Annotated in this window: 21 protein-coding genes, 1 tRNA gene and 2 pseudogenes; 7 read left to right on the forward strand and 17 right to left on the reverse strand. The window is 58.0% G+C overall.

Features of this window, described 5'->3' with window-relative positions; translation table 11 throughout:
* Positions 1–261: 261 nt before the first annotated feature.
* The 3 genes and pseudogenes from arnD to AC4ANE_RS15115 all read left to right on the forward strand — a co-directional run.
* Positions 262–957, forward strand: a pseudogene (arnD, locus tag AC4ANE_RS15105) (4-deoxy-4-formamido-L-arabinose-phosphoundecaprenol deformylase); the annotation flags it as partial.
* Positions 958–1,054: 97 nt separating this feature from the next.
* Positions 1,055–2,035: an IS5 family transposase gene (locus tag AC4ANE_RS15110; RefSeq protein ID WP_044424202.1), complete on the forward strand. Its 981-nt coding sequence runs from the start codon at positions 1,055–1,057 to the stop codon at positions 2,033–2,035.
* A gap of 409 nt (positions 2,036–2,444) precedes the next feature.
* On the forward strand, positions 2,445–3,230 hold the full coding sequence (locus AC4ANE_RS15115) for a radical SAM protein (protein WP_161938536.1): 786 nt from the start codon (positions 2,445–2,447) through the stop codon (positions 3,228–3,230).
* 19 nt (positions 3,231–3,249) lie between these two features.
* Here the strand turns inward: AC4ANE_RS15115 and AC4ANE_RS15120 are convergent.
* Positions 3,250–3,594, reverse strand: a pseudogene (locus AC4ANE_RS15120) (tail fiber domain-containing protein); the annotation flags it as partial.
* A 133-nt stretch (positions 3,595–3,727) separates the two neighbouring features.
* Here AC4ANE_RS15120 and AC4ANE_RS15125 point away from each other — a divergent pair.
* Entirely contained in the window at positions 3,728–4,003 is a 276-nt protein-coding gene (locus AC4ANE_RS15125) for a hypothetical protein (protein WP_031597089.1), read from the forward strand.
* Between the two features lie 141 nt (positions 4,004–4,144).
* On the opposite strand, the gene AC4ANE_RS15130 is transcribed toward AC4ANE_RS15125, so the two are convergent.
* The 4 genes from AC4ANE_RS15130 to AC4ANE_RS15145 all read right to left on the reverse strand — a co-directional run bounded on the left by AC4ANE_RS15130 (position 4,145) and on the right by AC4ANE_RS15145 (position 7,318).
* Complete coding sequence (locus AC4ANE_RS15130) at positions 4,145–4,906, reverse strand: lytic polysaccharide monooxygenase auxiliary activity family 9 protein (RefSeq protein ID WP_031597092.1); 762 nt, start codon at positions 4,904–4,906, stop codon at positions 4,145–4,147.
* A gap of 144 nt (positions 4,907–5,050) precedes the next feature.
* The gene (locus tag AC4ANE_RS15135; protein WP_002553400.1) at positions 5,051–5,437 is read right to left on the reverse strand and encodes a VOC family protein; all 387 of its coding nucleotides are present in this window, start codon (positions 5,435–5,437) and stop codon (positions 5,051–5,053) included.
* A gap of 1 nt (position 5,438) precedes the next feature.
* Entirely contained in the window at positions 5,439–6,452 is a 1,014-nt protein-coding gene (locus tag AC4ANE_RS15140) for an isopenicillin N synthase family dioxygenase (protein WP_002553399.1), read from the reverse strand.
* 212 nt (positions 6,453–6,664) lie between these two features.
* Complete coding sequence (locus tag AC4ANE_RS15145) at positions 6,665–7,318, reverse strand: cysteine hydrolase family protein (protein WP_002553398.1); 654 nt, start codon at positions 7,316–7,318, stop codon at positions 6,665–6,667.
* A gap of 193 nt (positions 7,319–7,511) precedes the next feature.
* Here AC4ANE_RS15145 and AC4ANE_RS15150 point away from each other — a divergent pair, with 193 nt between their 5' ends.
* The gene (locus AC4ANE_RS15150; protein ID WP_031597096.1) at positions 7,512–7,889 is read left to right on the forward strand and encodes a YceK/YidQ family lipoprotein; all 378 of its coding nucleotides are present in this window, start codon (positions 7,512–7,514) and stop codon (positions 7,887–7,889) included.
* An 85-nt stretch (positions 7,890–7,974) separates the two neighbouring features.
* Here the strand turns inward: AC4ANE_RS15150 and AC4ANE_RS15155 are convergent.
* From AC4ANE_RS15155 to AC4ANE_RS15175, 5 genes are all read right to left on the reverse strand, one after another.
* A tRNA-Cys gene (locus tag AC4ANE_RS15155) sits at positions 7,975–8,048 on the reverse strand.
* Positions 8,049–8,248: 200 nt separating this feature from the next.
* Positions 8,249–9,988, reverse strand: a complete 1,740-nt coding sequence (locus AC4ANE_RS15160) for a tannase/feruloyl esterase family alpha/beta hydrolase (RefSeq protein WP_002553396.1) — start codon at positions 9,986–9,988, stop codon at positions 8,249–8,251.
* Positions 9,989–10,102: 114 nt separating this feature from the next.
* On the reverse strand, positions 10,103–11,506 hold the full coding sequence (locus AC4ANE_RS15165) for an efflux transporter outer membrane subunit (protein ID WP_460408996.1): 1,404 nt from the start codon (positions 11,504–11,506) through the stop codon (positions 10,103–10,105).
* Positions 11,506–14,652, reverse strand: coding sequence for an efflux RND transporter permease subunit (locus AC4ANE_RS15170; protein WP_031597102.1), 3,147 nt, complete (start codon positions 14,650–14,652; stop codon positions 11,506–11,508). Before AC4ANE_RS15170 ends, AC4ANE_RS15165 begins: the two co-directional genes overlap by 1 nt.
* A 2-nt stretch (positions 14,653–14,654) precedes the next feature.
* Positions 14,655–15,857, reverse strand: coding sequence for an efflux RND transporter periplasmic adaptor subunit (locus tag AC4ANE_RS15175; protein ID WP_002553393.1), 1,203 nt, complete (start codon positions 15,855–15,857; stop codon positions 14,655–14,657).
* A 144-nt stretch (positions 15,858–16,001) separates the two neighbouring features.
* Between AC4ANE_RS15175 and baeS the strand changes: the two genes are divergently transcribed.
* Together baeS and AC4ANE_RS15185 are read left to right on the forward strand one after the other, a co-directional pair.
* Positions 16,002–17,393: a sensor histidine kinase efflux regulator BaeS gene (gene baeS / locus AC4ANE_RS15180; RefSeq protein ID WP_002553392.1), complete on the forward strand. Its 1,392-nt coding sequence runs from the start codon at positions 16,002–16,004 to the stop codon at positions 17,391–17,393.
* A 5-nt stretch (positions 17,394–17,398) separates the two neighbouring features.
* The gene (locus tag AC4ANE_RS15185) at positions 17,399–18,073 is read left to right on the forward strand and encodes a response regulator (protein ID WP_031597104.1); all 675 of its coding nucleotides are present in this window, start codon (positions 17,399–17,401) and stop codon (positions 18,071–18,073) included.
* A gap of 484 nt (positions 18,074–18,557) precedes the next feature.
* Here AC4ANE_RS15185 and AC4ANE_RS15190 read toward each other — a convergent pair whose 3' ends face one another.
* From AC4ANE_RS15190 to AC4ANE_RS15220, 7 genes are all read right to left on the reverse strand, one after another.
* Complete coding sequence (locus AC4ANE_RS15190) at positions 18,558–19,958, reverse strand: LLM class flavin-dependent oxidoreductase (protein WP_031597106.1); 1,401 nt, start codon at positions 19,956–19,958, stop codon at positions 18,558–18,560.
* 4 nt (positions 19,959–19,962) lie between these two features.
* Positions 19,963–20,403 (reverse strand): acyl-CoA dehydrogenase family protein, encoded by a 441-nt coding sequence (locus tag AC4ANE_RS15195; protein ID WP_460408382.1) that lies wholly within the window; start codon positions 20,401–20,403, stop codon positions 19,963–19,965.
* 15 nt (positions 20,404–20,418) lie between these two features.
* Positions 20,419–21,633 carry an SfnB family sulfur acquisition oxidoreductase gene (locus tag AC4ANE_RS15200; RefSeq protein WP_002553386.1) on the reverse strand — a complete coding sequence of 405 codons (1,215 nt, stop codon included), beginning with the start codon at positions 21,631–21,633 and terminating at the stop codon, positions 20,419–20,421.
* Positions 21,634–21,817: 184 nt separating this feature from the next.
* Positions 21,818–22,597, reverse strand: a complete 780-nt coding sequence (locus AC4ANE_RS15205; RefSeq protein WP_002553385.1) for an ABC transporter ATP-binding protein — start codon at positions 22,595–22,597, stop codon at positions 21,818–21,820.
* A gap of 5 nt (positions 22,598–22,602) precedes the next feature.
* The gene (locus AC4ANE_RS15210; RefSeq protein ID WP_002553384.1) at positions 22,603–23,934 is read right to left on the reverse strand and encodes an ABC transporter substrate-binding protein; all 1,332 of its coding nucleotides are present in this window, start codon (positions 23,932–23,934) and stop codon (positions 22,603–22,605) included.
* Positions 23,935–23,981: 47 nt separating this feature from the next.
* Positions 23,982–25,049, reverse strand: a complete 1,068-nt coding sequence (locus AC4ANE_RS15215) for a branched-chain amino acid ABC transporter permease (RefSeq protein WP_031597108.1) — start codon at positions 25,047–25,049, stop codon at positions 23,982–23,984.
* A 21-nt stretch (positions 25,050–25,070) separates the two neighbouring features.
* On the reverse strand, positions 25,071–25,952 hold the full coding sequence (locus tag AC4ANE_RS15220; protein ID WP_005733105.1) for a branched-chain amino acid ABC transporter permease: 882 nt from the start codon (positions 25,950–25,952) through the stop codon (positions 25,071–25,073).
* Positions 25,953–25,954: the final 2 nt, after the last annotated feature.

Raw genomic sequence — 25,954 nt, forward strand, 5'->3', positions numbered from 1 at the left:
CCTGATGACCTGATAGGTGATAAATATGACAGTTCCGAGGTTTGGAACAGCAACCCTCGCCCATTTATACTTATGCAACAAGCCATATCCTATATAACTCAACTAAACAGACATTTAGTTGAGTTATATAGGTGACCCGATAATGCCTGATCCTCCACGCCTCCGTTCGCTCCACTAACATCTGAGCAAACTGTCAGACGCACTGCCGACAGCCGTAAGGCAGCCTACCGCCGCATAGGCCCAATCATCCCGATCTGAGCATCCAGAGCAGCGAGCCTGTATGGCTGGGATATTCTGCTGGCGGGTACTGCGTGGCCAGGCAAGCCGATCGGACGCGACCTTGGCCCGTTGATGCGTCGCGCTCTGGATGCAGGCCACGAGGTCGGCCTGCATGCGTGGGATCACCATGGCTGGCAAGCCAATGCCGGACGCTGGAACGATCGCCAGTTGACCGCACAGATACACCGTGGGGTCGACTGTCTGAGCGACATTTTAGGCAACCCGGTGATCTGCTCCGCAGCAGCCGGCTGGCGTGCCGACCAGCATGTCGTGCAGGCCAAGCAGGCGTTTGGCTTCCGCTACAACAGCGACTGTCGCGGCGCTACCCTGTTTCGCCCGTTACTGGCTGATGGCAGACTCGGCACGCCGCAGATCCCGGTGGACTTGCCGACCTTCGACGAGGTGGTCGGCCCACAGCTCCAGCCAGGTGCCTTCAACGAATACATCCTCAACCGCTTCGCTGCGCAACGGCTCAACGTCTACACCATTCATGCTGAAGTCGAAGGCATTGTCATGGCGGACGGCTTCAGGCAGCTTTTAAGGCAGGCCGATGCACGGGAAATCGAGTTCAACCCGCTGGGCCAGCTGCTGCCGGAATCCATCGAGCAACTGCCTTGCGGACAAGTTGTTCGCGGTCACTTGCCCGGTCGCGAAGGCTGGCTGGGAGTGCAACAGTGATGCACTCCAGATACCGTGATGGCGCACTCCTGTTAGGGAATCTCCGAACAAGTCCCGGTTATGCGAAAATCGCCTGACCACCTGATCCGAGCCTCCCATGAGCCAGATGAGCTTTTCCGATTTCGAATATGCCAGCAAGCGCAAGCAGACACGCCGCGAACGCTTCCTCGCCGAGATGGATCAGGTCGTCCCCTGGACAGGTCTGCTGGGCCTGATCGAACCGTTCTACCCCAAGGCCGGCGGTGGCAGAAAACCTTATCCGCTGGAAACCATGCTGCGCATTCACCTGCTGCAGAACTGGTTCTCCCTGAGTGATCCGGCCATGGAAGAAGCGCTCTACGAAATCACCCCCATGCGCCAGTTTGCACGCCTGACGTTGAGTGCGCCGATACCGGAAGACACCACGATCATGAACTTCCGGCACCTGCTGGAGAAACATCAACTGGCTCCTGCAATCCTCGCGGTCATCAACGGTTATTTGCAGGAAAAAGGCCTGTCGCTGCGCCAGGGCACCATCGTCGATGCCACCATTATTCATGCCCCAAGCTCGACCAAGAACAAAGACGGCGAGCGTGATCCCGAGATGCATCAGACAAAGAAGGGTAACCAGTATTTCTTCGGTATGAAGGCCCACATCGGCGCTGACGTTGAGTCTGGACTGGTTCATCACGTCCATGGCACTGCGGCCAATGTGGCCGATGTCACTCAAGTCGCCGAACTGCTCCACGGGGAAGAAAACGCGGTCTATGCGGACGCTGGCTACACCGGTGTCGAGAAGCGTGAAGAGCACGAAAATCGTAACGTGATCTGGCAAATCGCGGCGCGGCGCAGCACGTATTCCAAGCTGAACAAACGCAGCCTGTTGTACAAAGCCAAGCGCAAGATCGAGTACTGCAAAGCGCAGACACGCGCCAAGGTCGAGCATCCGTTTCGGGTCATCAAGCGCCAGTTTGGTTACGTGAAAGTACGCTTTCGTGGGCTGATGAAAAACACGGCCCAACTGACCACGCTGTTCGCCCTGTCGAACCTGTGGATGGCTCGAAAGCGACTAATGGGTTTGGGTGAGTTGCGCGCTTAACACGGAAAACCGAGCGAAAAACGCGCTCGACTCACACTGCATCAGACCGTTTTCAGAAAAATAGCGCTATGTGCCTGGCAAATTACGGCTTGCCACCGCTGCGCGGCAAGTTGATCGGAGCATCCTTAAGAATAGTTAAATGGTGCCTAGGATTGATGAGCGGTTTTAGCCTCCCAGAAAACGAATGAAATAGGATTTTGTTGCATTTTCGGAGCACTAAACTAGTATTAGTGTTTCGCCGACCGAAAGACTGGCGACCACGAGGAGCTAGATATGCCGTGCAGAATATTGCGTTCACTATACCTCAGAGCTAATGGCGAAATACCATGCGATGACGATTTCGGTGAACAAATGAATTTGGGCTGGGTGCAAAAGAACGCGAAGTTCTCTCCATCGGAGATATTCTCCAATGAAAAGTATCAAGCCATCGAAGAGGCATTTGTATCAGGGGGCATGCCATGGGGACGCAATTTGTAATCACTGCGCACTTAATCGCCCAACAGACCCTGTAGACAATCATCTTCGAGCCAAGGTTATTTCTTACTTTCAAATAGAAACGACCTTAGCCTGCGGGTTAGGTTGCCCCGGCTGCTCTAGAAGCAAGCAAATACGTCTTCGGCCAGGCCCCCACACCCTTGACATGAGCCGCCTAAAAAACCTAGTCGATGGTCTTACTTCCGAGGGCTACGCTGTACATAATATTGAATATTGCGGACAAGGCGAACCATTGGATCACCCCAATTTCAAAGGCATAGTACGGACAACAAGAGAGGCATATCCATCCGCCAAACAGCGCTTGATAACAAATGGAAACCATGATTTCGCAGAAAAAGTCCACGGAGAATTTATAGATGAGATCATAGTTTCAATAGATGGCGCGCATCAGTCAAGTTACGAAAAGTACAGAATAGGAGAAAGCTTTGAAAAGGCTTTAAAATTCACTAAAGACGCTAAATCTTTAAACCCCCTCCAAAATGTTATTTGGAAATACATTTTATTTGAGCACAATGACTCCGAACAGGAAATCGAGTACGCGGAGAAACTGGCACAAACCATAGGAGTTGATAGATTACAGTTCGTTAGAACTCACAGCATCGGAAAATCATTGAATTGGGAAAACAAGGTACTTCCACTAAGATGGGTGGGTTCTGTAGACACCTCAACTCCATTAGTTGAACTGCAAAGCGCTCAGTAAGCTAGGTAGAATCTATTTATTAGCTGCCCTGCGAATAAGCCTCTCGCAGGCTCGCTACTTCAGCCCGCAATTCTTTTACGGCCCCCATGAGATAGGTGATCAGTGCCATCGGGTAGAGCTGTTGAATACGTGGATTGCCATTCTCGTCCGCACCGTCTTTCTCCCTGGATACGGCAAGAGGGTTAACTGCCGGCGCCTCATGCGCGATCAAACCTTGGAATACCGTATCGCCACCTTTGAAAAAGTCGCCAAGTTTTTTGCGCTGATAGGTAACAATACGATAGGCGCCAATTCGGTCAAGGAAGGATTCCGGGGTGAAGTCCTTGATGTACTTCTTGATCCGATAATCAGACGTAAACAGGGTGGAGCGGTTGCCGCATGCTACATCGGTAGGAGATTACGAAGCCTCGTTGCCGTGGAACCGCTCGTCAGAGATACCTCGCTAAACCCAATCCTCATTTTTGCTAGGCGGGGTTTGTGGCGCGGATACAGCTGAAATGGGTCGTAAAACCAAAACCATGAAAACGGTTCAGCAAAATCCACCTGAGATAGCCTATCGACGGGACGATGGCGACAGTTTCAGGTATCGCTGCAAACTGGAGGGTGAGCGAGTCACTTGGAGAACATTCCTGAGTGATACCGGCGAATGGGGTCGCTGGCGTCAGCAATATTCCCAAGGGGATGCGATGACAACCTACCGCGTCTCGAATGGGAAGCTGACGATCATGAACGACCAGGCAGACACTGAAACATTCAGGAAAAGTGATTTTTGATCAGTCAATGCAGATGCAAAAAAGCCCGGCGCTGAGGCCGGGCCTTCTGATCACCCATTCCTTATCTGCGCAGACTTTGCAGAATAAGCGAGGGCGACGTCTCGCTGGACACTTGCACCCTTACCCTTCACTTCCGTCACCTCACTCTTCAGACTCGGACGCATCAAATTCGACATCAAACGCCTGATAAAAAGCTTTATCGGTTTCGGCGATGATCCAGGCAAGAAGAATGACATGGTGCCCGGACTTATCACTCGGCAGCGTTGCTGATGTAATATCTTTCGGCTGAAGCTCAGTATGATATTGATCGGCAGGAGCCAGATCAGAAATATCACTCCACATCAGCCCATCTTGAGAATCGATTTTGAAATGCTTATCAGCGACATAGTTCTTCCCCTTGAAGTCTTCTCGGGTGATGGGTGTAGTTTCATCCCATCCGTCTTTGGTAATAAACCAACGGTAACCACGTGTCAAATGTTTAGCAGCATAGAACCATGTCACCTTAAACTCTTCTCCGCGCTTGACGCTCAAGCGAGGCCACGCCTCATCTTGCTGACCCGGGTTTTGTTTTTTTATTTCTTCAACAATACCGTTATCAGTAAGATTTACGAATCTCCGGTTATCAGTTTGCCCGCCACTCAGTATAAATCCGTCTGCTGGTGGTTTAGCAGCCGAAGCAGGATCAAACTTAGGTTCATCGACACCAGGGAAGTCGTGTGCAAGACCAGGTTCCAGGTCGGGAAAGTTTTTGCCACCTTCCATAGCGACCACTTCCCATTCCAGCAATAGGCCTTTTTTTATGGCATAAGAACCACGGGATTCAGGATTGGTTACCCTACCGTGCCTGGGTTGCTTACTATCAGATTCACTCATTTCCATATCCTCAATTGTTGAATCAGGCATGCCTTGCCTGTTGCACAATTGAAGACCTGCTTCCATGGGCCGGATAGCTAGCAGTACAGCCAGTAGATTTTTCTGTGAAAACCTGAAACGTGAGGGCTGGTGAACTGCCCAACCCGCCACCTTTGTTGTACGTGCCCGCAGCACTTAAAGCATGAAGTTAATCCGAAATATATTCCCCTCGGGGTCCAGCAAAACCGCCTGATACCAATGGTAATACGTCAGATACGGCGCCTTGATCAATCGCGCACCCAGCGCCACTGCTTGAGGCACCAACCTGTCCACCTCGGATTGCTCATCGACATCAATGTTGAGGAGAAACCGGCAACCGGTGCTACCAGTAAACTCATCCAGCCCCAACAATTCGTAGGCATCGAGTGCATTGAAACCGATGCAGGATTTGCCTGTATCCAGCCCACGAAAAATAGGCGACCTGATGGCCTCTATTTCACTGAAGCCGAACAGCTTCGAGTAAAAACCGCTTAAACCGATGATGTCCTGCGCGAACACGTTGACGTATGAAAGTGTGCTCATATCAGGCTACCTTGCTGCCGCCGAAGGTCGTCTGTTTGACGAACTTGGCCAGCAAGTGATCGCCCGAAGTCACCGGCGCGTGCCGTGGCGTGGTGCCAGGCGGCAGGCAACCGGGCAGGCACTCGATCAAGGTGTCATAGTTGGGTTGATGGAAGAACACCAGTGACTGCCGACGGTTGTCCTGCTCACTGCTAATGGGCGGGTTGACCACGCGGTGCAGGGTGGAAATCCACTGGTCGCTGGTCCACTGCATCATCAGGTCGCCGATGTTGACCACAAAACCGTTCTCGACATAGGGCACATCGACCCATTCGCCTTGCTGATTACGTACCTGCAAGCCGCCCAGTGCATTATCAGGGCGCACGATGGTCAGGCTGCCGTAGTCGGTATGCGCACTGGCGCGCAACTGGCCGGCTTCGACTTCGGTCTTGATATCCGGGTAACTCAGGCTGCGGAACATACTGATATGCCGGTCGATTCTGTCATCAAAAAAGCACTCGTCCAGTTCCAATGCCAAGGCAAACAGGCGCATCAACGATTGCGCCAGTTCACTCATCGCCTCGAAATAAGCTTGATACGCCTCTTTGAACCCAGGCAACAACGCTTCAGCAGGCCAGACATTCGGCGCGAAATGCGAACCTGCTTCGGCGTTGTGGTAATAATCTTCATTCGGCACGTTGCTTGGCCCGATGGAGAAGGATTCCTTCAGATCTCCCGGCGCACTTTCTTCCAGAGAATATGAAAGGCTCTCCTCGGCTATCGCGCTGTACCCACGCACCATCTCCGGGCTGGGACGATCAACCTTGCGTTTTTCCGCCAGCGGCAAATCAAAGAACTGGCGGGTCAAACCGGAGACCTTATCAATAAGTTCTTTGGGAATCTGGTGCTCGGTGATTACCAGAAACCCAATGTCCTTACACGCTTGATTGACTGCCTGCGCCACGGCTGCCTTGCCGTCCGGTTCTCCTGAAAAATAAGGGGCCAGGTTGATAATGGGCACATAGTGCAGAGTCATACGGCTGCTTCCTCTCGCTGACACGGTGCGGGAAAGTTTCACCGGCAAGGGTGAAGGTCAGCGAGACGAGAGCAGAAAGCATGCCACTGCAAGAATTCACAATTCATACAAACAGTTAGCCGTATCGACCGTTCAAGCCAGATCAAACGGTCTGAAACGGAACGCATGGTTTGAATGCGCACAGATGAAAAACGGCCCAGAACTGCGCACATTTATCTCCCGTGCGGATACGCACTTTCAATACGCCGGATGACCTCGGCGGTCGTGGTGACCTCTCCGAACTCATAGGCAATAGTTGTCAGCGATATACGCTGAACGTCTGCGGCTGAAACTGCACCAAAACCGACATCCGGGTAGTCCATTGCAGCATTGGCGTCACTCAGGGCGATAACCTTGTATTCCCGGTGCACGCCGTCCCTGATCGTGGTTTCACAACACACGTTGGTGACCGTACCGCAGACGATGATCGTATCGACATCCCGCGCGCGCAGCACCGTGTCCAGATCAGTGTTATGAAAGCCGCTGTAGAACAGCTTGTCGACAATCACATCATCCGACTGGGGCGCGAGCGCTTCGATAACCTCAACGTCCGGATCATGCCGTGCCAGTATCTGGTCCACATTCGGGTACAAATCGCGCATGCGCCCGGTGTCCGAACCATCGCCGCGCACGATATGGCGCAGATAAACCACCGTCACCTGAGCAGCCCGCGCGGCCTGCAGCAGCGTCTGGATCGGCTGGACGATATCCGCTGTACTTTTTACGTACAACGCCCCGGTAGGCTCACAAAAGACTTTTTGCATGTCTACGACGATGACCGCCGTTCTGCGCAGGCTGATCGGCCATCGGACAAGGGGTTTGCTCATCGGGTTTACCTCGGTTATGCCTGACAGGCTGGTTGGGCATGGCAAGCAATAATCGTGCTGCATGTGACAGATCAATTCCCGGCGAAACAACCATCCATTGAACACCCACGGCGATCATGCAACACCGACGGGCATGTGCCTCGCGCGCTCGCTCTGCCGTCCCAATTGCATTGAAAACACAAGGAACGTAGTCATGAAGCCAGGTTTCGTAACGCAAAAAGAGTCATGTGTGCATCATCTGAAAATTCAGTGCCTGCTATTGCTCACGCTTGCTTTGACGGGATGCGGAACAATCAACACAACGTTCAGGCCCGATTCCGTCGCAGGTGAAAAGCTCACTGACTGGAAATCAAATTGCTCCTCCATTCCGCGCGTTTACAGCGGAGTTATGCTCGATTTCTGTGAACTGAACGCAGAGCCCAAACAGAGTAGCGCTTATCAGAAGACCAATGCTCCCGAGTGGGTTTTACTGGACATGGGCTTATCAGGCGTCGTAGATACATTGCTCCTGCCTTACACGATTTATCAGCAAAACCAATACGGCTATATCAACGCAAGCCGCTTTAAATAGCGGCTGAGCTCGGTTTTCAAACCCCATCACTTTCCCGCGCCCAATAAAAAACCCCGCAGACGTTAATCTGCGGGGCTTTGAATAGTGGAGGCCGAGGTCGGAATCGAACCGGCGTAGGCGGATTTGCAATCCGCTGCATAACCATTTTGCTACTCGGCCTCAAACGAAAGATGCTTCACTTAAACATCAAACGTATTTTCATTTCGCGGGAAACCGGTATTTCTTTGGCTTCCAACCCATTGAATCTAAAGGGTTTTTTTCAATTCCTCGCTCAGGAATGGACGCAATTCTGTACTGGTTCGCATGTCATGTCAAGAACGAGGAGAAAATAATTCGCTCACTGCGCGCAGGTGTAATAGCTAATCAACCTGACGCTCCAGAGGCGCATACGGTTTGAAGAAGCCTGCCCCCATCCAGTGCGGTGTTTTTTCCGTGGTCAATGGCTGGGCGCGCTGGTAGCTGTTCGCGTTTTTCGAATAGCCTTTGTGGTCGTACTCGGCCATGAACGGGTACGGGAAGACCTTGCGGGTACGCCCGCGATTACCGACGTTTTCCTTGACCATCGATGCTGGCAGGGCTTTTGGCAGCGGTCTCTGCCGGTTGCCAGCCTTCTCGGGGCCTGCCTGTCGGGCGACAATCGCATCCGGTGCCTGGCTTTTTTCAACCCAGGCCATGATCGGCGTCAGAAGATCAACCAGGCTTGGCCCTTCCCCGCCGCCGCAGTGATAAACACCGGGCAACATATATAGCCGTGAGAACGCCTCGGTGCGTGTCTTGCCCATCTGTGCTTCGACCGCCTCGTGGTACGCCAGGGTGTTGAGCGGCGAGATGTTCGGGTCGGCCCAGCCGTGCCAGAGAATCAGCTTGCCGCCGCGGCTGGCGAATGGCGACAGGTCCGGGTTGGTGGCATCGTACAGCGCATGCAGCGGACGCAATTGATCAAAGGTTTTCTTGTCGAAGTTCAATGCGTTCAGATCGAAATCCGCGCTCGGGTTCTTCTCGAACACCACATTGCGAATGGCCTCCAGTGCAGCCGTTTCGCTGTAGACGGGCTGATCGGCGCTGACCGGTACGAATACGCCCGCCCAAGCCAGTTCCGAGCCAGGCTGCGGACCGCCCAACGTCAAATGTTCGCCACTGACAGGGTCTTTCGGCCCCTCGTAAAAACGTCTGACAGCAGCCACTTCTTCTGCGCTCAGGCAATTGGCAGTGTCGGCTGCTGTCTTGCATTGCAGTACGGCGGGGTCGAAGTGGCAGATGCGTGGGTCGGATACAAGGCCATCGATTTGCCCGTCCAGCACATCGCATTGGGCGAGTACGGCCTTGTGCAGCAGTGGCAGTCGGGAAGCGAGGAGAATCGGCTTGCCGTCTGCCCCTCGGTTGGAGCGGGCCATCCAGCCGTGGTACAGCGTTTTCTGTACCTGAAAGTTGAGCGCAGGAGCCCCGGCGATGATGCCGTCGAAATCGTCCGGGTAACGCTGGGCCTCGATCAGGGCCTCCCGGCCGCCGTCCGAGCAGCCACTGAAGTAGGCGTATTCGGCTTTGCGACCATAAAACGCAGTGATCACCTTTTTCGACGCCAGCGCGGTGAGGTGCACGCCACGGTGAGCGAAATCGGCGCGTTTTTGCGGGTCGTCGCCAAAATGGTTATCTGCCGCCTGATGCCCCATGTCGGTGGAGGCTACTGCAAATGCACCGGTATCAAGCGGCTTACAGCCATCAGCGGCGCGTACGGTCGAGTTGATGTTGCCACACAGCCCACCGCAGCCGACTTGCAGGTAGCGTTGTGCCCAAGTGCCGGTAGGCAGTTCAAGCCTGAAGTTTATCTGCGGTGCCAATCGGCCTTCCACGGCACACACTGCTACATCGTTGCGCATTGATTCACTGGCCGATAGCACACGACTGCCCTGCCCGCCGATATCGTTGAGGTCCACGCCGGTCAGCGCAGAGCACGCGCTGACCGGGTTGACCACCGCAAGCCGGGAAATGTTGTCGGCAGTTGCAGAGGACGGCGTACGAGCCTGGGCTGGCGTCTGAATGATAAGTGAAGTGACCAGCAGCGACAGAGCGCGGACGTACTTCGGCTGGGAGGGTTTCATGAGAACTCCTGTTCATGAAGGATCAAAACCACAGTGCGAGCATCTAAATGACCGCACTGCAGGTAAGGGTAAAACGTTTAAGCGAGGCAATTATTCAAAGGCTAGTAGAAAAAGTCACCGCGGATTCCATCCGCCGCCCATGACCTTGTAGAGCGTTACCCGGTTGCTCTGCTCGGTAAGGCGAAGGGAAATCAGCTCCTGCTCGGCACTGTACAGCGAGCGCTGGGACTCAAGTGCCTCCAGATAACTCTGCGACCCGCCGCGATACAGGGCATCGGCAAGTTCGTAGCTCTTGCGACTGGCATCGGTATAGGCCTGTTGTGCAGCCACCCGCTCGTCCAGCGTGCTGCGCACCGCCAGTGCATCGGCCACTTCTTTGAACGCAGTCTGAATCGTCTGCTGATAGGTCTGGATCTGAATCTGGTTTTCCACCTTGGCCGAGTCAAGCGTGGCCCGATTGGCGCCGCCGTCGAAAATCGGCACGCTGATACTTGGCGCAAAGCTCCACGCGCCGGTTCCGGACTTGAACAGACCTGACAGGCTGGTACTGGCAGAGCCTGCATTGGCGGTGAGGGTGATGCTGGGGAAGAACGCGGCACGCGCTGCGCCAATGTCGATGTTCGCTGCTTTGAGGCTGTGTTCGGCGCTCAGCACATCCGGACGACGTTGCAGCAGGCTGGAGGGCAATTCGTCCGGCACCTGCACCAGTTGCGCCACGGATGGCACGTCGGCAGTGGGCAGAAGCTCCTCCGGCAGATCGCTGCCCACCAGCAGGCGCAGGGCGTTGCGGTCCTGAAGAATCTGGCTTTTATATTGCGCCACATCGCCCCTTGCAGACTCTACCGTGGTTTGCGCCTGAGCCACTTCCAGGCCGGAAGAGCCGCCCAGCGCATGACTGTTTCTGGTCAGGTCGTAGCTTTTCTGCTGGCTGGCCAACGTGTCTTCAGCCAGTTTCAAAAGCTGGTTGTCGGCAGCCAGGGTGAGCCAGCCGGTCGCGACTTCGGCAATCAGGCTGATCTGCGTGCTGCGCCGGGTTTCGGTCAAGGCCAGGTAATCCTCGAGCGCTTCGTCCTGAAGGTTCTGGATACGCCCGAACACATCCAGCTCATAGCTGCTCAAGCCCAACTGCGCGCTGTACTCGTGGCTGATCGACGACTTGCCGGTCATCGAGGTCGATGACGATGTGCGTGTATGCGTGCCGCTGGCATCAATGGTCGGCAGGCTCGCTGCACGCTCGATACGGTATTGAGCCTGGGCTTTCTCGACATTCAGGCTGGCCAGGCGCAGATCACGGTTATTCACCAACGCCAGGGTTTGCAGGCGTACCAAACGCTTGTCGGTGAAAAAGTTCTGCCAGTCGATATCCGTGGGCACGCTGCCTGACGCAACAGGTTGGCCCGCCGTCGCCGGCAGCCATTGGTTCGATACAGGCGCTTCGGGGCGTTGATAATCCGGAGCCAGGTTGACGCAGCCTGTGAGCAGCGCCGTGACAGCCAGCGAAGGCCAGAAAAGACGCATCATGCTTCACCTGTAGATGTGGATTGGGCAACCGGAGCATTGCCTGCAGAACGACTGAAGCGGCGTCGGACTTCGACGAAGAACAGCGGCACCAGGAAAATACCCAGCACGGTGGCGCTGAACATACCGCCCAGCACGCCAGTGCCGATTGCATTGCGCCCAGCCGAGCCTGCGCCGGTGCTGAGGGCCAACGGCAGTACACCGAACATGAACGCCAGCGAAGTCATAAGAATCGGGCGCAGGCGTTGCCGGGCAGCAATGAGGGTGGCTTCATGCAGGCTTTTCCCCTGCTCCTGAAGATGCTTGGCGAACTCGACGATCAGAATCGCGTTCTTTGCCGCCAGGCCCACGGTGGTCAACAGCCCGACCTGAAAGTACACGTCATTGCTCAAACCGCTGAGCCGTGTCGCCAGAACCGCGCCGACAACGCCCAGCGGCACCACGAGCATGACCGAGAACGGCACCGACCAGCTCTCGTACAGGGCTGCCAGGCAGAGAAACACGAACAGCACTGAAATGGCATAGAGCATCGGCGCCTGAGCGCCGGACAAACGCAGTTGATAGGACTGCCCGGTCCACTCGTACCCGATGCCTTCGGGAAGTTGCTTGATGATGGCCTCAACCGCATCCATCGCGGTACCCGAGCTGACACCTGGCGCAGGATCGCCCACCACTTCAAGTGACGAGCTGCCGTTGTAACGCTCCAGCAACGGCGAACCATAGCTCCAGCTGCTGCTGGCGAACGATGAGAACGGGACCATTTCGTCATTGCTGTTGCGCACGAACCAGTGGTTCAGATCGGCTGACTGCATGCGCGAAGCAGCCTCGCCCTGCACGTAGACTTTCTTCACCCGGCCCTGGTTGAGGAAGTCATTGATGTAGCTGCCACCCAGCGCAGTGGACAGGGTCGAATTGATGTCGCTGGTAGACAGGCTCAGCGCACCGGCCTTGCGGTCATCGATGGTCACTTTTAACTGTGGGGTGTCGTCCAGGCCGTTGCTGCGCACGCCCAGCAAGCTCGGGTCCTTCTTCGCCAGCTCGATAAACTGCTCGCGTGCCGCGACCAGCGCCTCATGCCCCACGCCGCCAAGGTCTTTGAGCTGCACATCAAACCCCGAACTCTGCCCCAGCCCGCGCACCGCAGGCGGTTGCATGACAAACACGCTGGCGTCGCCAATGCTTGCCAGCGCCAGCGTTGCCCGCTGAGCCACCTGCGCTGCGCCCTGCCCCTTGCCGGAACGCTCGCTCCAGTCCTTGAGCTTGATGAACGCCCTGGCAGTGTTCTGGCTGTTACCGCCCATCCCCAGCCCGGAGATACTGATCAGTGCCTCGACCTCCGGCTGCTTGAGCATGTAGGTCTCGAACTGCCTCATAACCGCCTGCGTACGGCTGTCGGTAGCGCCTACCGGCAGCTGGATCTGCGCCATCAGCGCGCCCTGGTCCTCATCCGGCAAAAACGATGTGGGCAGGCTGACATAACCCACCGCCATGGCCACCAGCACCAGCACGTACACCAGCAGAGCCCGCCCGCGATGGTTGATCACACCGCTTACGCCTCGCTGGTAACGGTCGGCGCTGCGGTCGAAGGAACGGTTGAACCAGCCGAAAAAGCCGCCCCGTTGTGCATGCAACTGAGCGTCCGAGGCTTTGAGCATCGTCGCGCACAACGCCGGTGTCAGGGTCATCGCCACCAGTACCGAAAGCAGCATTGCCGAAACAATGGTTACCGAGAACTGCCGGTAGATGATCCCGGTGGAGCCGCTGAAAAAAGCCATCGGTATGAATACGGCGCTCAGCACCAGCGCGATGCCGATCAGCGCACTGGTAATTTCATCCATCGATTTGCGGGTCGCCTCCAGCGGGCTCAGTTGCTCTTCGCTCATGACCCGCTCGACGTTTTCCACCACCACAATCGCATCGTCGACCAGCAGGCCGATGGCCAGGACCATGGCAAACATGGTCAGGGTATTGATCGAATAACCAAACAGCGCCAGCACGCCGAACGTGCCCAGCAGCACCACCGGCACAGTAATCGCCGGAATCAGCGTGGCGCGCAGGTTCTGCATGAACAGAAACATGATCAGCACCACCAGTACGATCGCCTCACCCAGCGACTTCACCACCTCTTTGATCGACAGGCTCACGAACGGTGTCGTGTCATAGGCAATAACCGTCTTCAGTTGCATCTGCGTAGGGTAGAACGGTTCCAGTTCCTTGAGTTTGGCCTTGATCGCTTCGCCAACGCTCAGCGCGTTTGCGCCTGACGCCAGTTGAATGCCCATTGCCGCCGCAGGCCTGCCATTGAGCGCCGAATTGATGTCGTAGCTCTCGCTGCCCAGTTCCACCCGCGCCACATCGCGCAGGAGCACAACAGCACCGTCGCTGGAAGATTTGACGACCACGTTTTCGAATTGCTCAGGCGTCTGCAGCTTGCTGCGGGCGCTGATGGTCGCGTTCAGTTGCTGGCCGGTCACCGCAGGCAAGGCGCCCAACTGGCCTGCCGAGACTTCGGTGTTCTGCGCCTCCAGCGCCGAGCTGATGTCGGAGGGCATCAGTGCGTACTTTTCCAGCCTGGCCGGGTCCAGCCAGATACGCATGGCGTAACCCGAACCCAGGGTCTGCACGTCGCCGACGCCATCCACACGGCTGAGTTGGTCGAGCAGCGTGCTGGAAATGTAATCACCTATCTGCGTACCAGTGACACTTTCGTTATCGGATGCCAGGGCAACCAGCATCAGAAAATCGGAACTGCCCTTGGTCACCGTCAAACCTTCACTCTGCACGCTTTGCGGCAGGCGCGATTCAGCCTGCTGCAGCTTGTTCTGCACCTGCATCTGCGCCACATCAGGGTCGGTGCCTGCGGCGAAGGTCAGGTTGATGCTCGCACTGCCCGCAGAGCTGCTGGAGGCGGACATATAAGTCAGCCGGTCCAGCCCCTTCATCTGCTGCTCGATGACCTGGGTAACCGAGTCTTCGACGGTCTTGGCCGATGCGCCAGTGTAGGTGGCGGAGATCTTTACCGTCGGTGGCGCGATATTGGGGTATTGCTCAAGCGGCAGCTGGCTGATGGACAACCCGCCGGCGAACATGATGCAAATGGCAATGACCCAGGCGAAGATGGGACGATCAATGAAGAAACGAGCCATGTTCAGCGCTCCTTCACGTCAGCGGCAGCGACAGTGCCGCTCGGCGATGGCGAGTTCGGGCTGTCGGCGTTCTGAACACTGACTTCGGTGCCCACCGGCGTTTTCTGCCCGCCCTCGACCACCACCTGCTCATTGGCCTTGAGCCCGCTGCTCACCCACCACTGGTTGCCCACTGTGCGGTCGACACTGATCACCCGCTGCTCGATCTTGCCGTCGACCACCAGTAACACGGTGGTCTGGCCGCTGGCACTGCGGCTGACGGCCTTTTGCGGAATCAGGATCGCGTTGTGATCCTGCGCCTGCTCCAGCACCGCTACCACGTACATGCCCGGCAGCAACAGCCGCTCGGGGTTGGCAAAGCTGGCACGCAGCGTCACGGTGCCGGTGCCTTCATTGACGCTGACGCCACTGAATTGCAGGCGGCCGTCGTGGTTATAGGTGCTGCCGTCATCCAGCTTGAGGGTGATTCGGGCTTGCCCATCGCCGTTGGTTTGCAGCTTTCCGCTGGCCAGGTCGCGCTTGAGACGCAGCAACTCGGTGGTGGACTGCGTGACATCGACGTAAATCGGGTCCAGTTGCTGAACCGTGGTCAGCGCGGTGTCCTGCTGGGCCACCACCAATGCACCGGGGGTGACGGTCGAGGTCTCGATACGGCCACTGATGGGCGCGGTAATACGTGTGTAAGCCAGGTTGATACGCGCGGTCTGCACATCGGCCTCCGCCACTTTTACCTCCGCCGCAGCGGTCAACAGACTGGCCTCGGCGTCTTCTTTATCCTGCTGGCTGATGGCATCTATCTTTGCCAGTCCAATATCTCGCCTGGCGGTCGCCTGCGACGATTTGAGCGTGGCACGGGACTTGGCGAGCGTGGCCTGTGACTCCGCCAGCGCAGCCTGGTAGGTCGCACTGTCGAGCTGATACAAAGGCTGGCCGGCCTTGACGTCTGCCCCCTCGACGAACAGCCGCTGCTGAACGATGCCACTGACCTGCGGCCGTATCTCGGCGACCATGAACGCTTGAGTGCGCCCCGCCAGTTCGGTGGTCAGCGCCTGGCTGCGCGGCTGGACAGTGATGACCGACACGCTTGGTTTTGGCGCAGCGGGCGGCGGATCATCCGCCGAACAACCGCTCAGAAGACTGATAAGGGCTGCGTAGATGACAAAGGTCACGGTTATCAGGTATTTGGCGAAAATCTTGCTCGACATGTTTGCCTCAGGACGTTGTGGCGAAAGCCTGATGTCAGAGTGCGAGGCAAATGTGCAGGAAAATTGAAGATTGCTGCGCCGACTTGAAACTTGCGGTCACGAAGGCCTAAATGGACGCCGTCTTCAGGGAAAACCCGAGCCTTCATGAAATCGAGCATCTCCACCAAATTATTTGTCGCGGTACTGGCCAGCGTGCTGTCAGTGATCCTGATCATGGGTCTGACTGCGAACTGGAGTTTTGCCCGTGGCTTTCTGGGTTATCTCAACGAGCAGGCCATGCAGCGTATGTCGCCGGTCCTGCCGCGGCTGGCCGTGGCCTATGCTCGCGAAGGCAGTTGGGAGTTCATGCGTGACAACAAGGATCGCTGGTTTGAGGTGATGCGCCCGGAGCCCGCACAGGACTTCGCCATTCCCGGGCTGGCAACACCACCCACTTCCGATCTGACTGGTGCAGTGTTTCGAATCGCCTTGCTGGATGCGCAGAAGAACCTGGTAATGGGGTTTCCGGGCGTGCATGACGATGAATTCATGCGCCCGGTGGAAGTCGCCGGCAAAATCGTGGGCTGGCTGGCCGTCACACCCTTTCAGAGCGTCAGTGAAGCGGGTGGCGAGCGCTTTCAGCAGTACCAGCTGCGCGCCAGCCTGGCGATGGGTGTGCTGTCGCTGCTGCTGGCCGTGCTGATTGCCTGGTGGATTGCCCGCACGCTGCTCGACCCGGTCAAACGTGTTGCCGCTGCCACCCATCGGCTCGCCGCCGGGGAATACAGCAGCCGCGTGGCGGTTTCCTCCAATGACGAGGTAGGCCAGTTGGCTCGCGACTTCAATCAGCTGGCCTATACCCTGGAGCGCAATGAAAAGATGCGCCGGGAATTCATGGCCGATGTCTCTCACGAGCTGCGCACCCCGCTGTCGGTACTGCGTGGCGAACTGGAAGCCATTGAGGATGGCGTGCGCACCCTGGATCAGGCATCGATGAAGTCGCTACAGGGCGAAGTCGGCATGCTCAGCAAGTTGGTGGATGATCTGTATGAGCTGTCCCTGGCGGATGTGGGTGCCCTGACCTACCGCAAGGTCGACTGTGACCTGGCAGAGCTGCTGACAAACATCACTGAGATGTTCGAGGAGCGTTGCGCAGCGCGTCAATTGAGTTTGCAGCTGGAACTTGCGACTCACCCCTTGTCGGTACACGCAGACCCAGGCCGTCTGCAACAGTTGATCAGCAACCTGCTGGAAAACTCGGTGCGCTACACCGATGCCGGTGGCACGGTGCAGGTTCGCGCGGCCATGCGCGATGATGAAGTACGTATCGACGTGATGGATTCCGGCCCCGGCGTCGATCCCGCACAATTGCCCAGGCTGTTCGAACGCTTCTATCGCGGTGAAACATCCCGTAACCGCGCCAGCGGCGGCGCGGGTCTGGGGCTGGCGATCTGTCACAGCATCGCCCTCGCCCACGGCGGCAGCCTCAGCGCCGAACACTCGCCTACAGGCGGCCTCTGGCTGACCCTGTGCCTGCCTGGACGGCTGCGGCCATGACCTCCATGACTACCGAAACGCCGATTCTCATTGTCGAGGACGAACCCAAACTGGCTTCGCTGATGCGCGACTACCTGATAGCTGCCGGTTATTCGACCCATTGCCTGAGCAACGGTCTGGAGGTAGTGCCAGCAGTCAGAGCCAAGCCGCCGCAACTGATCCTGCTGGATATCATGCTGCCAGGCCGTGATGGCATGGACATCTGCAAGGAACTGCGCAGCTTCAGCGACGTGCCCATTGTCATGATCACCGCGCGGGTCGAGGAAATCGACCGTTTGCTGGGCCTGGACCTCGGTGCGGATGACTACATCTGCAAACCGTTCAGCCCTCGGGAGATGGTCGCTCGCGTCAAAGCCATCTTGCGTCGGAGCTCTTCCAGCGAGCCGCACACGCCCAAGGGTTTGCAGGTGGACGAAGCGCACTACCAGGCCTCGTTCAACGGTGTCACGCTGGACCTGACCCCGGTCGAACTGCGTCTGCTGGCTACTTTCGCCCGCTCACCGGGTAGGGTCTTCTCCCGCGACCACCTGCTGGACAGGCTCTACTCGGATCACCGCGTAGTGACCGACCGCACAGTGGACAGCCACATCCGCAACCTGCGCCGCAAACTGGAACAGGCCTGTCCTGGTCAGGATCCGATCCAGTCGCTTTACGGCGTGGGATACAAGCTCGAGCTGTGAGCGTCACAGCGTTGAGCACACGTCATCATACATGCCGTTCCAAGCACCCAACATCGGACGCGGAGCGTCCAGAAAGGCATGCGACGCGGAGCGCCGCACGATAGTCGGGATTATCGTTCCGCACGCTCCAGCGTGGGAGTGCCTGTCGTGACGCTCCGCGTCACAAATCTGCGCCGCGCCGTAACCTCAAGACCGGACTCAGAGCGTCCAGAACTGCATGCGACGCGGAGCGCCGCACGATAGTTACGATGATCGTTCCGCACGCTCCAGCGTGGGAGTGCCGTTCGTGACGCTCCGCGTCACAGATTTGCGACGCGCCACGGCCTCAAGACCGAACGCGGAGCGTCCAGAGCTGCATGCGACGCGGAGCGCCGCACGATAGTCGGGATTATCGTTCCGTACGCTCCAGCGTGGGAGTGCCTGTCGTGACGCTCCGCGTCACAAATCTGCGCGGCACCGCCTGCGCAAGGGCAGCCATCACACTTCAGGCACTCTCCGCTTGGCGAGTGCGATGCATTGCAGCGAGGTCGCGAAAGGCAGCGCCCGGGTGCCCTGCTTCCAGGCGTGGTCCTTCGCCGAACAGTTTCTCGCGCAGGGTGCCTTTGGCGTATTCAGTCTTGTAGACGCCGCGTTTCTGAAGTTCCGGCACCAGCAGGTCCACCGCATCGATGAACGTTTCATGGGTCAGCGCGTAGGCCAGGTTGAAGCCGTCCACGTCGGTTTCTTCAACCCACTCCTGGAGCAGGTCGGCCACGGTTTCCGGGCTGCCGACAAACAGCGGGCCGAAACCGCCGATACCGACCCAGTCGGCCAGCGCCTGCGGCGTCCACACCGTATTCGGGTCAGCAGTGGAAAAGGTCTCGACTGCCGACTGAATGGCGTTGGTGTGCACATGCCGAAGCGGCTCATCAGGCTTGAACTGGCTGAAGTCGATGCCGGTCCAGCCGGAAATCAACGCCATCGCGCCTTCATAACTGACCCAGCTTTTGTATTCCTCGAATTTGGCCTTGGCCTTGGCGTCCGTTTCGCCAAGGATCACCGTCTGCAAGTTGAAAATCAGCACACTGGAGGGGTCACGACCGGCCTCGGCGGTGCGGCGACGGATATCGGCCACGGTCTTTTTCAGCAGAACCTTGGAGGGTGCGGCCACAAAAACGCATTCGGCGTGCTCGGCGGCGAACTGCTTGCCGCGGCTTGAAGCCCCAGCCTGATAGAGAACCGGTGTACGTTGCGGCGACGGCTCGCACAGGTGGATACCCGGCACCTGGAAGTGTTTGCCGACATGGCGAATCTCGTGGATCTTGCCGGGGTCACTGAATACGCGACGCTCGCGATCACGCAGAATCGCGCCCTCCTCCCAACTGCCTTCCCAGAGTTTGTAACAAACCTCCAGATACTCCTCGGCATAGTCATAGCGCGCATCGTGTTCGGTAAGGGTTTTCTGCCCCAGGTTCTTCGCGCCGCTCTCCAGATACGACGTGACGATGTTCCAGCCTGCGCGGCCCTTGGTGAGGTGATCGAGCGTCGACAGACGACGGGCAAACGGATAAGGATGTTCGAACGACAGCGACGCGGTCAGGCCGAAGCCCAGATGCTCGGTCACCAGCGCCATGGGCGGAATAAGCTGCAACGGATCATTGACCGGCACCTGCGTGGCCTGGCGAATGGCCGCCTCACCGTTACCCCGATAAACATCGTAAATGCCCAGCACATCGGCAATGAACAAACCATCGAACTTGCCGCGCTCAAGAATTCTGGCCAGATCGGTCCAGTATTCCAGGTCCTTGTACTGCCAGGAGCGATCACGAGGATGAGCCCAGAGGCCAGGCGATTGATGACCGACGCAGTTCATGTCGAACGCATTGAGGCGAATCTGACGAGACATACACTTACTCCTGAGGCTGCGGCGGAACCACGCCATTGAGGCGTTGATTGCCGATAACCTGATAGTGCCAGCGCAGCGGTTCACGACCGGTCGGGGCAGGCAATGACGAACGTTGGCCGGTCAATTCGTACTGAATATTGCCCACCGCCTGCAATGCATCGGCACTGGCGATGACCGCCTCGCTGCTGGCGACAAGGCGCTGCTCGGGCGAGCCATCCAGCCTCCGGGCACGCTCCAGCAGCGCGGCGGCAACCTCCAGACGAATCTGCAGGTCGCCGACTTTGCTGATCACATGGGGGTCATCGACAATGCGCTGCAGGTCACTGAGCGGCCATGGCTGAGCGTGCTCACGCAGGTAATCGAGGGTGTCTTGCAAGCCTTCGCGCGCCTGACCAAGGTCTTCGGCGGCGACCTTCAGTTGTGCGGTAATAGCGGGATGCGTCATGGGCGTACTCCTTGATCAGTTCCAGGCATGGCGTGGCGGTGCAATGCCGTTGAGCACCTGATTACCGATCAGGTGATATTTCCAGCGTGCCGGGTCATGCAGGGTGTGGGTGCGCGCATTGCGCCAGTAACGGTCCAGATTGAGTTTGCCCAGCACCGAACGGGTGCCAGCCAGTTCGAACAGCTGGCTGCTGGCGAGCAAGGCAATCTGTGCCGACAGCACCTTGGCCTGCGCGACGATCACCGATGCTTGCGCGACGCTGGCCTCACTGGGTTCGGCCAACGCATGGTCAATGGCTTGGCCGGCCTTGGCGAGAATCGCGTCGGTGCCATGCAGCCGCCACTGCAAGTCGCCGATGGTGGCGATGCTGAACGGGTCCTGCCAGCCGAAATCCTGCTTGCTGTCGATCCATGGCCGCGCCAGTCGTGCGTGCTTGAGGGTTTCCTCGAAGGCGCCGTGGGCGATGCCGGTGTCCACCGCCGCCTGAATGATCTGCGAAATCGGCCCGTCGGCAGTCGGCTCATCGAATGCCCGGTGCGCAGGGATCACCGCGCTCGACGGGACTCGGACAGCATTCAGGACTGCCCCGCCGCTGGCGGTGGTGCGCTGGCCGAAACCGTCCCAGTTGTCGATGATCGTCAGGCCAGGATTATCACGCTCGACGAACGCGATGAAGGCCTGATTTTGCTCGTTGACCCCGGCCACTGGCACGATGTGCGCGAACAGCGCGCCGGTGCAGTAAAACTTTTCACCGTCCAGCACCGCGTGCTCGCCATCGAAGCGGATACGGGTCTGGAAGGCTCCGGCGTTCTTGCTTTTCGACTCGGAGAACGCATTGCCGAAGCGGTAACCGGCCAGTGCCTTGCCGAAGTAGTGACGCTTCTGCTCCTCGGTGCCGGTCTGCAGCAGGATATCGAGCACGCCCAGATGGTTCTGCGGGATCTGCCCGAGCGAAGAATCGGCGGCAGAAATGATCTTGATCACTTGCGCAACGGTGACGTAGGAAACGCCTGCGCCGCCATAGGCTTTGGGCACGGTAATGGCCCACAGTCCGCTGGCGGAAAACTCATCCAGCTCGGCGACCGGCAGACGGCGTTCGCGATCACGCAGCGACGCTTCCTCGGCGAACCGGCTGGCCAGTGCTGTGGCGACTTCGATGGCTTCGGCATCGGAAGCGATGACATGCGCTCTGGGCGGTGCTGCAGGTGGAATTGAGAGTGACTTACTCATGGACTGGCTCCTGCTCGTTGGCGACAGGTTGAAAACACTCAACACGCTTGACCTTGAACAGTGCACAGCCCGTGCCGTAAATTATTTTCTTTTTAAAACAATTGTTTACGATAAAACCCGGATTATTGGACGTGCCCTGCCGGGCAAAATGTCCGAACACTGTTGCTGGGCGAACAGCGGGGATTCACGCTTGAGTCGCTGTGCCCAGATAGAAGCTCTGGATGTCCTCACGCCCGGCCAGTTCCTGCGCAGTCCCTGAGCCCACCACCCGGCCGTTCTCTAGCACATAACCAAAGTGCGCGTATTCCAGGGTCAGATTGATATTCTGCTCGGCCACCAGCAGGCTCAGCCCCTCCTCGCGATTGAGCCCCGCCAGCGTGTCGAAAATTTCCTCGACTACCTGCGGAGCGAGGCCCATGGAAGGCTCGTCGAGCAGCAGTAAACGAGGCTGGGACATCAATGCCCGGCCGATAGCGACCATCTGCTGTTCGCCGCCCGAGGTATAGCCGGTCAGCCGTTTACGCAGCAGGCGCAGCCTGGGGAAGTAGCTGTAGACCCTCTCCAGCCTGGCCTTGATTTCGGCCCGTGATGGTCGCGACACAAAAGCGCCGATCAGCAGGTTCTGCTCGACACTCAAGTGGGTGAAGCAGTGTCGACCTTCCAGCACCTGCGCCAGACCGTTTTTGACCAGTGCCGAAGGATCGGAATGGGTGATTGGCAGGCCCTGGTAGTGAATCCGGCCACTGACCACCTCGCCCCGCTCGGCACTCACCAGTCTGGAAATGGCCTTGAGCGTAGTGCTTTTGCCCGCGCCATTGGCCCCCAGCAAGGCCACGATCTGGCCCTGCCGAACCTGCAGACTGATCCCGCGCAACGCGAGGATGGATTGCTCGTAGAACACCTCGACCTGCTCCACCGACAGAATGGTTTCGGCAGCGGGCGCAGCATGCGGGATCAGGCTCATCGGGTTTACTGCTCCTTGCTGCAATCGCGCGGGGTAATGCCTTTTTCCTTGGCGTACTGCGCAGCCGATGCCTCGATGATGGGCCGCAACAAGGCACGATCAGCCTGTATCCAGTCGCTGATCAGGTTCCAGCGCTGGCCGTCCCATTGCTGAAAGCGCACCGCACCACCGCCTTCGTGGTCAGCGCACGACAGCTTCAATGGCTGTACCAGCCCTTTGGCACCCAGCGCCTGCAAGCGTGCGTCGTCAAGGTTCAAATGCTCGAACCCCCAGCGCACCTGCTCGCCAGTCAGTGGCTTATTGCCGAATCGGGCCTGTGCAATGCGCAGCGCTTCGACATTGAGGATGCCGTTCACCACACCCAGGTTGTAATACACGGTGCCAAAACGCTTGGGGTCGGCCAGGTTGCCCTGCCCCTTGTCGAGCACCGCCGTCTTGATGCCTTGCAGCACCGGGAAGTCAGTGCCGGAGGGGTGCGTGGTGATTGAAATGAAGCCCTTGGCGGCTGCCCCTGCGGGAATCACGTCTTCCTCGGAATTGCTCCAGATGTTGCCAATGATGTGATCCACCGGAAAACCAACCTTCTGCGCCGACTTCAGCGCCACCGGATTCATCACCCCCCAACCACGCAGGATCACCCAGTCGGGCTTGAGGCGACGAATGTTCAGCCATTGCGATTGCTGTTCGTTACCGGGGTGCGGTACTTCAAGGGTGGTCAGCTCGAAGCCGTAATTTTTTGCCAGGGTTTCCAATACACCATTGGTTTCCTTGCCATATGGCGAGCCGTGATACAGCACAGCGATTTTCTTGCCCTTGAGCGACGCCAGGCCGCCTTCACGCTGACCGATGTAATTGACGATGGCCGACACTTCGGAGTACGGGTTCAACTGCAGCGGAAACACATAGGGAAAGACACTGCCGTCTGTGGAATCCGTGCGTCCGTGGTTGATGGTGATCAGCGGAAGTTTGTCGGCAGTAGAGCGCTCCAGCGTGGCGTAGGCGATGCCGACGGAAAGCGGATTGGTCGCCGCAGCCGGCGCACCGTTAAGCCCGCCTTTGAGACGCTCGTAGCACTCGACGCCCTTCTCCACCACGTATTCGGTTTCGCACTCCGACCAGGTCAACTTGACGCCATTGACCCCACCGTTGGCATTGACGTATTGCAGGTAGTCGATGAAACCACCGAAAAACCCGGTGCCGCCCGCAGCATAAGGGCCAACCCGGTAGCTCTGCAGCGGGAAATACTGCTCGTTGGCAGCCTGTGCCGTGGTAGCCAGACCACACCCCAGCAGGGCCATACCGAGGGCCAGACGCAACAGGGATTTTCGGTGTTTCATAGGCGCATTCCTTGAGGTACACGAGGTTTTTGTGGGTGAGTAACCAGTCAATAGCGCAGCGGCCAGACGCGTGCGCGCTGACGAAGGCGCAGCCAGAGACGCGCCAGCCCTTCGGGCTCCTTAATCAGAAAAGCGATGATCAAGGCGCCGAAAAGCATCTTCTGAATGTTTTCCAGTTGCCCGGAATCGATCAGGCCGACCGGCAGCAAGGCGCTGAGGTTGCCGAGCAGAATCGGGAACAGCACGATGAACGCCGCGCCAAGAAAGTTGCCTTGCACACTGCCCAGCCCGCCGATAATGATGATGAACAGAATCTGGAATGACCGGTTCAGGTCAAAACCATGCGGCTCGACCGTGCCCAGATAAGCGAACGCCCACAGCGAGCCAGCGACGCCCAGATAGAAACCACTGATGGCGAATGCCAGAAGTTTGGCCTTGAACAGGCGAATGCCGATCACCGCAGCAGCGGTGTCCATATCGCGCACGGCCATCCAGTTGCGGCCCAGCTCGCCGCGCAGCAAATTTCTCGCCAGCCAGAAAAGCAGCACTACCAGCCCAAGCGTCAACAGGTAGCGGCCTTGCGGCGAGCTGAAATTCACCCCGGCGATGATCAGTGGCGGCGAGGTGATCACGCCGGACGCATTGTCGTTGGTGAACCAGCTGAAGCGGGTCAATACCCACTCGACCACAAACTGTGCGGCGAGTGTCGAAACCAGCAGGTAGAAGCCCTTGATCCGCAGGCTCGGCAGCCCGAACAGCAACGCCACCAGCGCAGACACCAGCCCGCCCAGCGCAAAACCGAGCAGCAATGGCATGCCCGGCACCCGCAGTTGCAGGTTATAGGCAGCGAAAGCACCCACCGCCATGAACGCAGCCGAGCCCAGCGATAATTGCCCGGCGTAACCGGTCAACAGGTTCAGCCCCAGCCCCGCCAGCGACAGCACCAGAAACGGAATCAGGATCGCGCTGAACCAGTAATCGTTACCCAGCAACGGCACTGCGATAAAAGCGAATACCAACAGGCTCCACAGCCCGATGCGGTCCTGGCGCAGACGAAACACCCGGCGTTCATCCGCGTAGCTACTCGCCAGTTGTCCGGTTTCTCGATAAAGCATGGCATTGATCCTTGATGAAAGTCAGACGCGCTCTATCGCCCGCTCGCCGAACAGGCCGGCAGGACGAACCAGCAGAAACAACAGCGCCAGCACATACGGCACCCAGTTTTCGATACCGCTGCCGATGATCGGCCCCAGGTAAATCTCGGCCAGCTTCTCGGCTGCGCCGATGATCAGACCGCCGACAATCGCGCCGCCAATCGAGGAAAAACCGCCAATGATCAACACCGGCAGCGCCTTAAGCACAACAAGTGACAGGGAAAACTGCACCCCCAGCCGCGCCCCCCAGAGCAGCCCGGCCACCAGTCCGACAAACCCGGCCACGGCCCAGACCACCGCCCAGATGCGTGGCAAACGGATACCCACGGCCAGCGAAGCCAGCGGGTCGTCCGCCACTGCACGCAACGACAGACCGATACGAGTACGGTTGAACAGCAACGACAGGGCAATCACCAGCGCCGCAGCCGTGCCCGCCGCGAACAGGTCGAACTGCGAGAGCAACATGCCGCGAATTTCCAGTGGCTCGTCAGGGATGCCCAGCTCCAGGCCGTGAACCTGCGCCCCCCACAGCGCCTGGGCCAGGCCTTCGATCATGTACGACAGGCCGAGAGTGGCCATGAACAGGATGATCGGTGGACGATTGACCAGTGGGCGCAGAACCATTCTTTCGATCAACAGCGCCAGCACCACCATGCTGGCCAGCGTTGCCAGAAACGCCCAGAAAAACGGCACACCCCGCTCCAGCAGGCTGACAAACGTCAGCGCCGCGAACAGCACCATCGCGCCCTGAGCGAAGTTGAACACCCCCGACGCCTTGTAGATCAGCACAAACCCAATCGCCACCAGCGAGTACATGACACCTGCCAACAGCCCGCCGATCAGCACTTCAAAGAAGAATTCCATGG

This window comes from Pseudomonas sp. Pme6b, assembly GCF_058129925.1.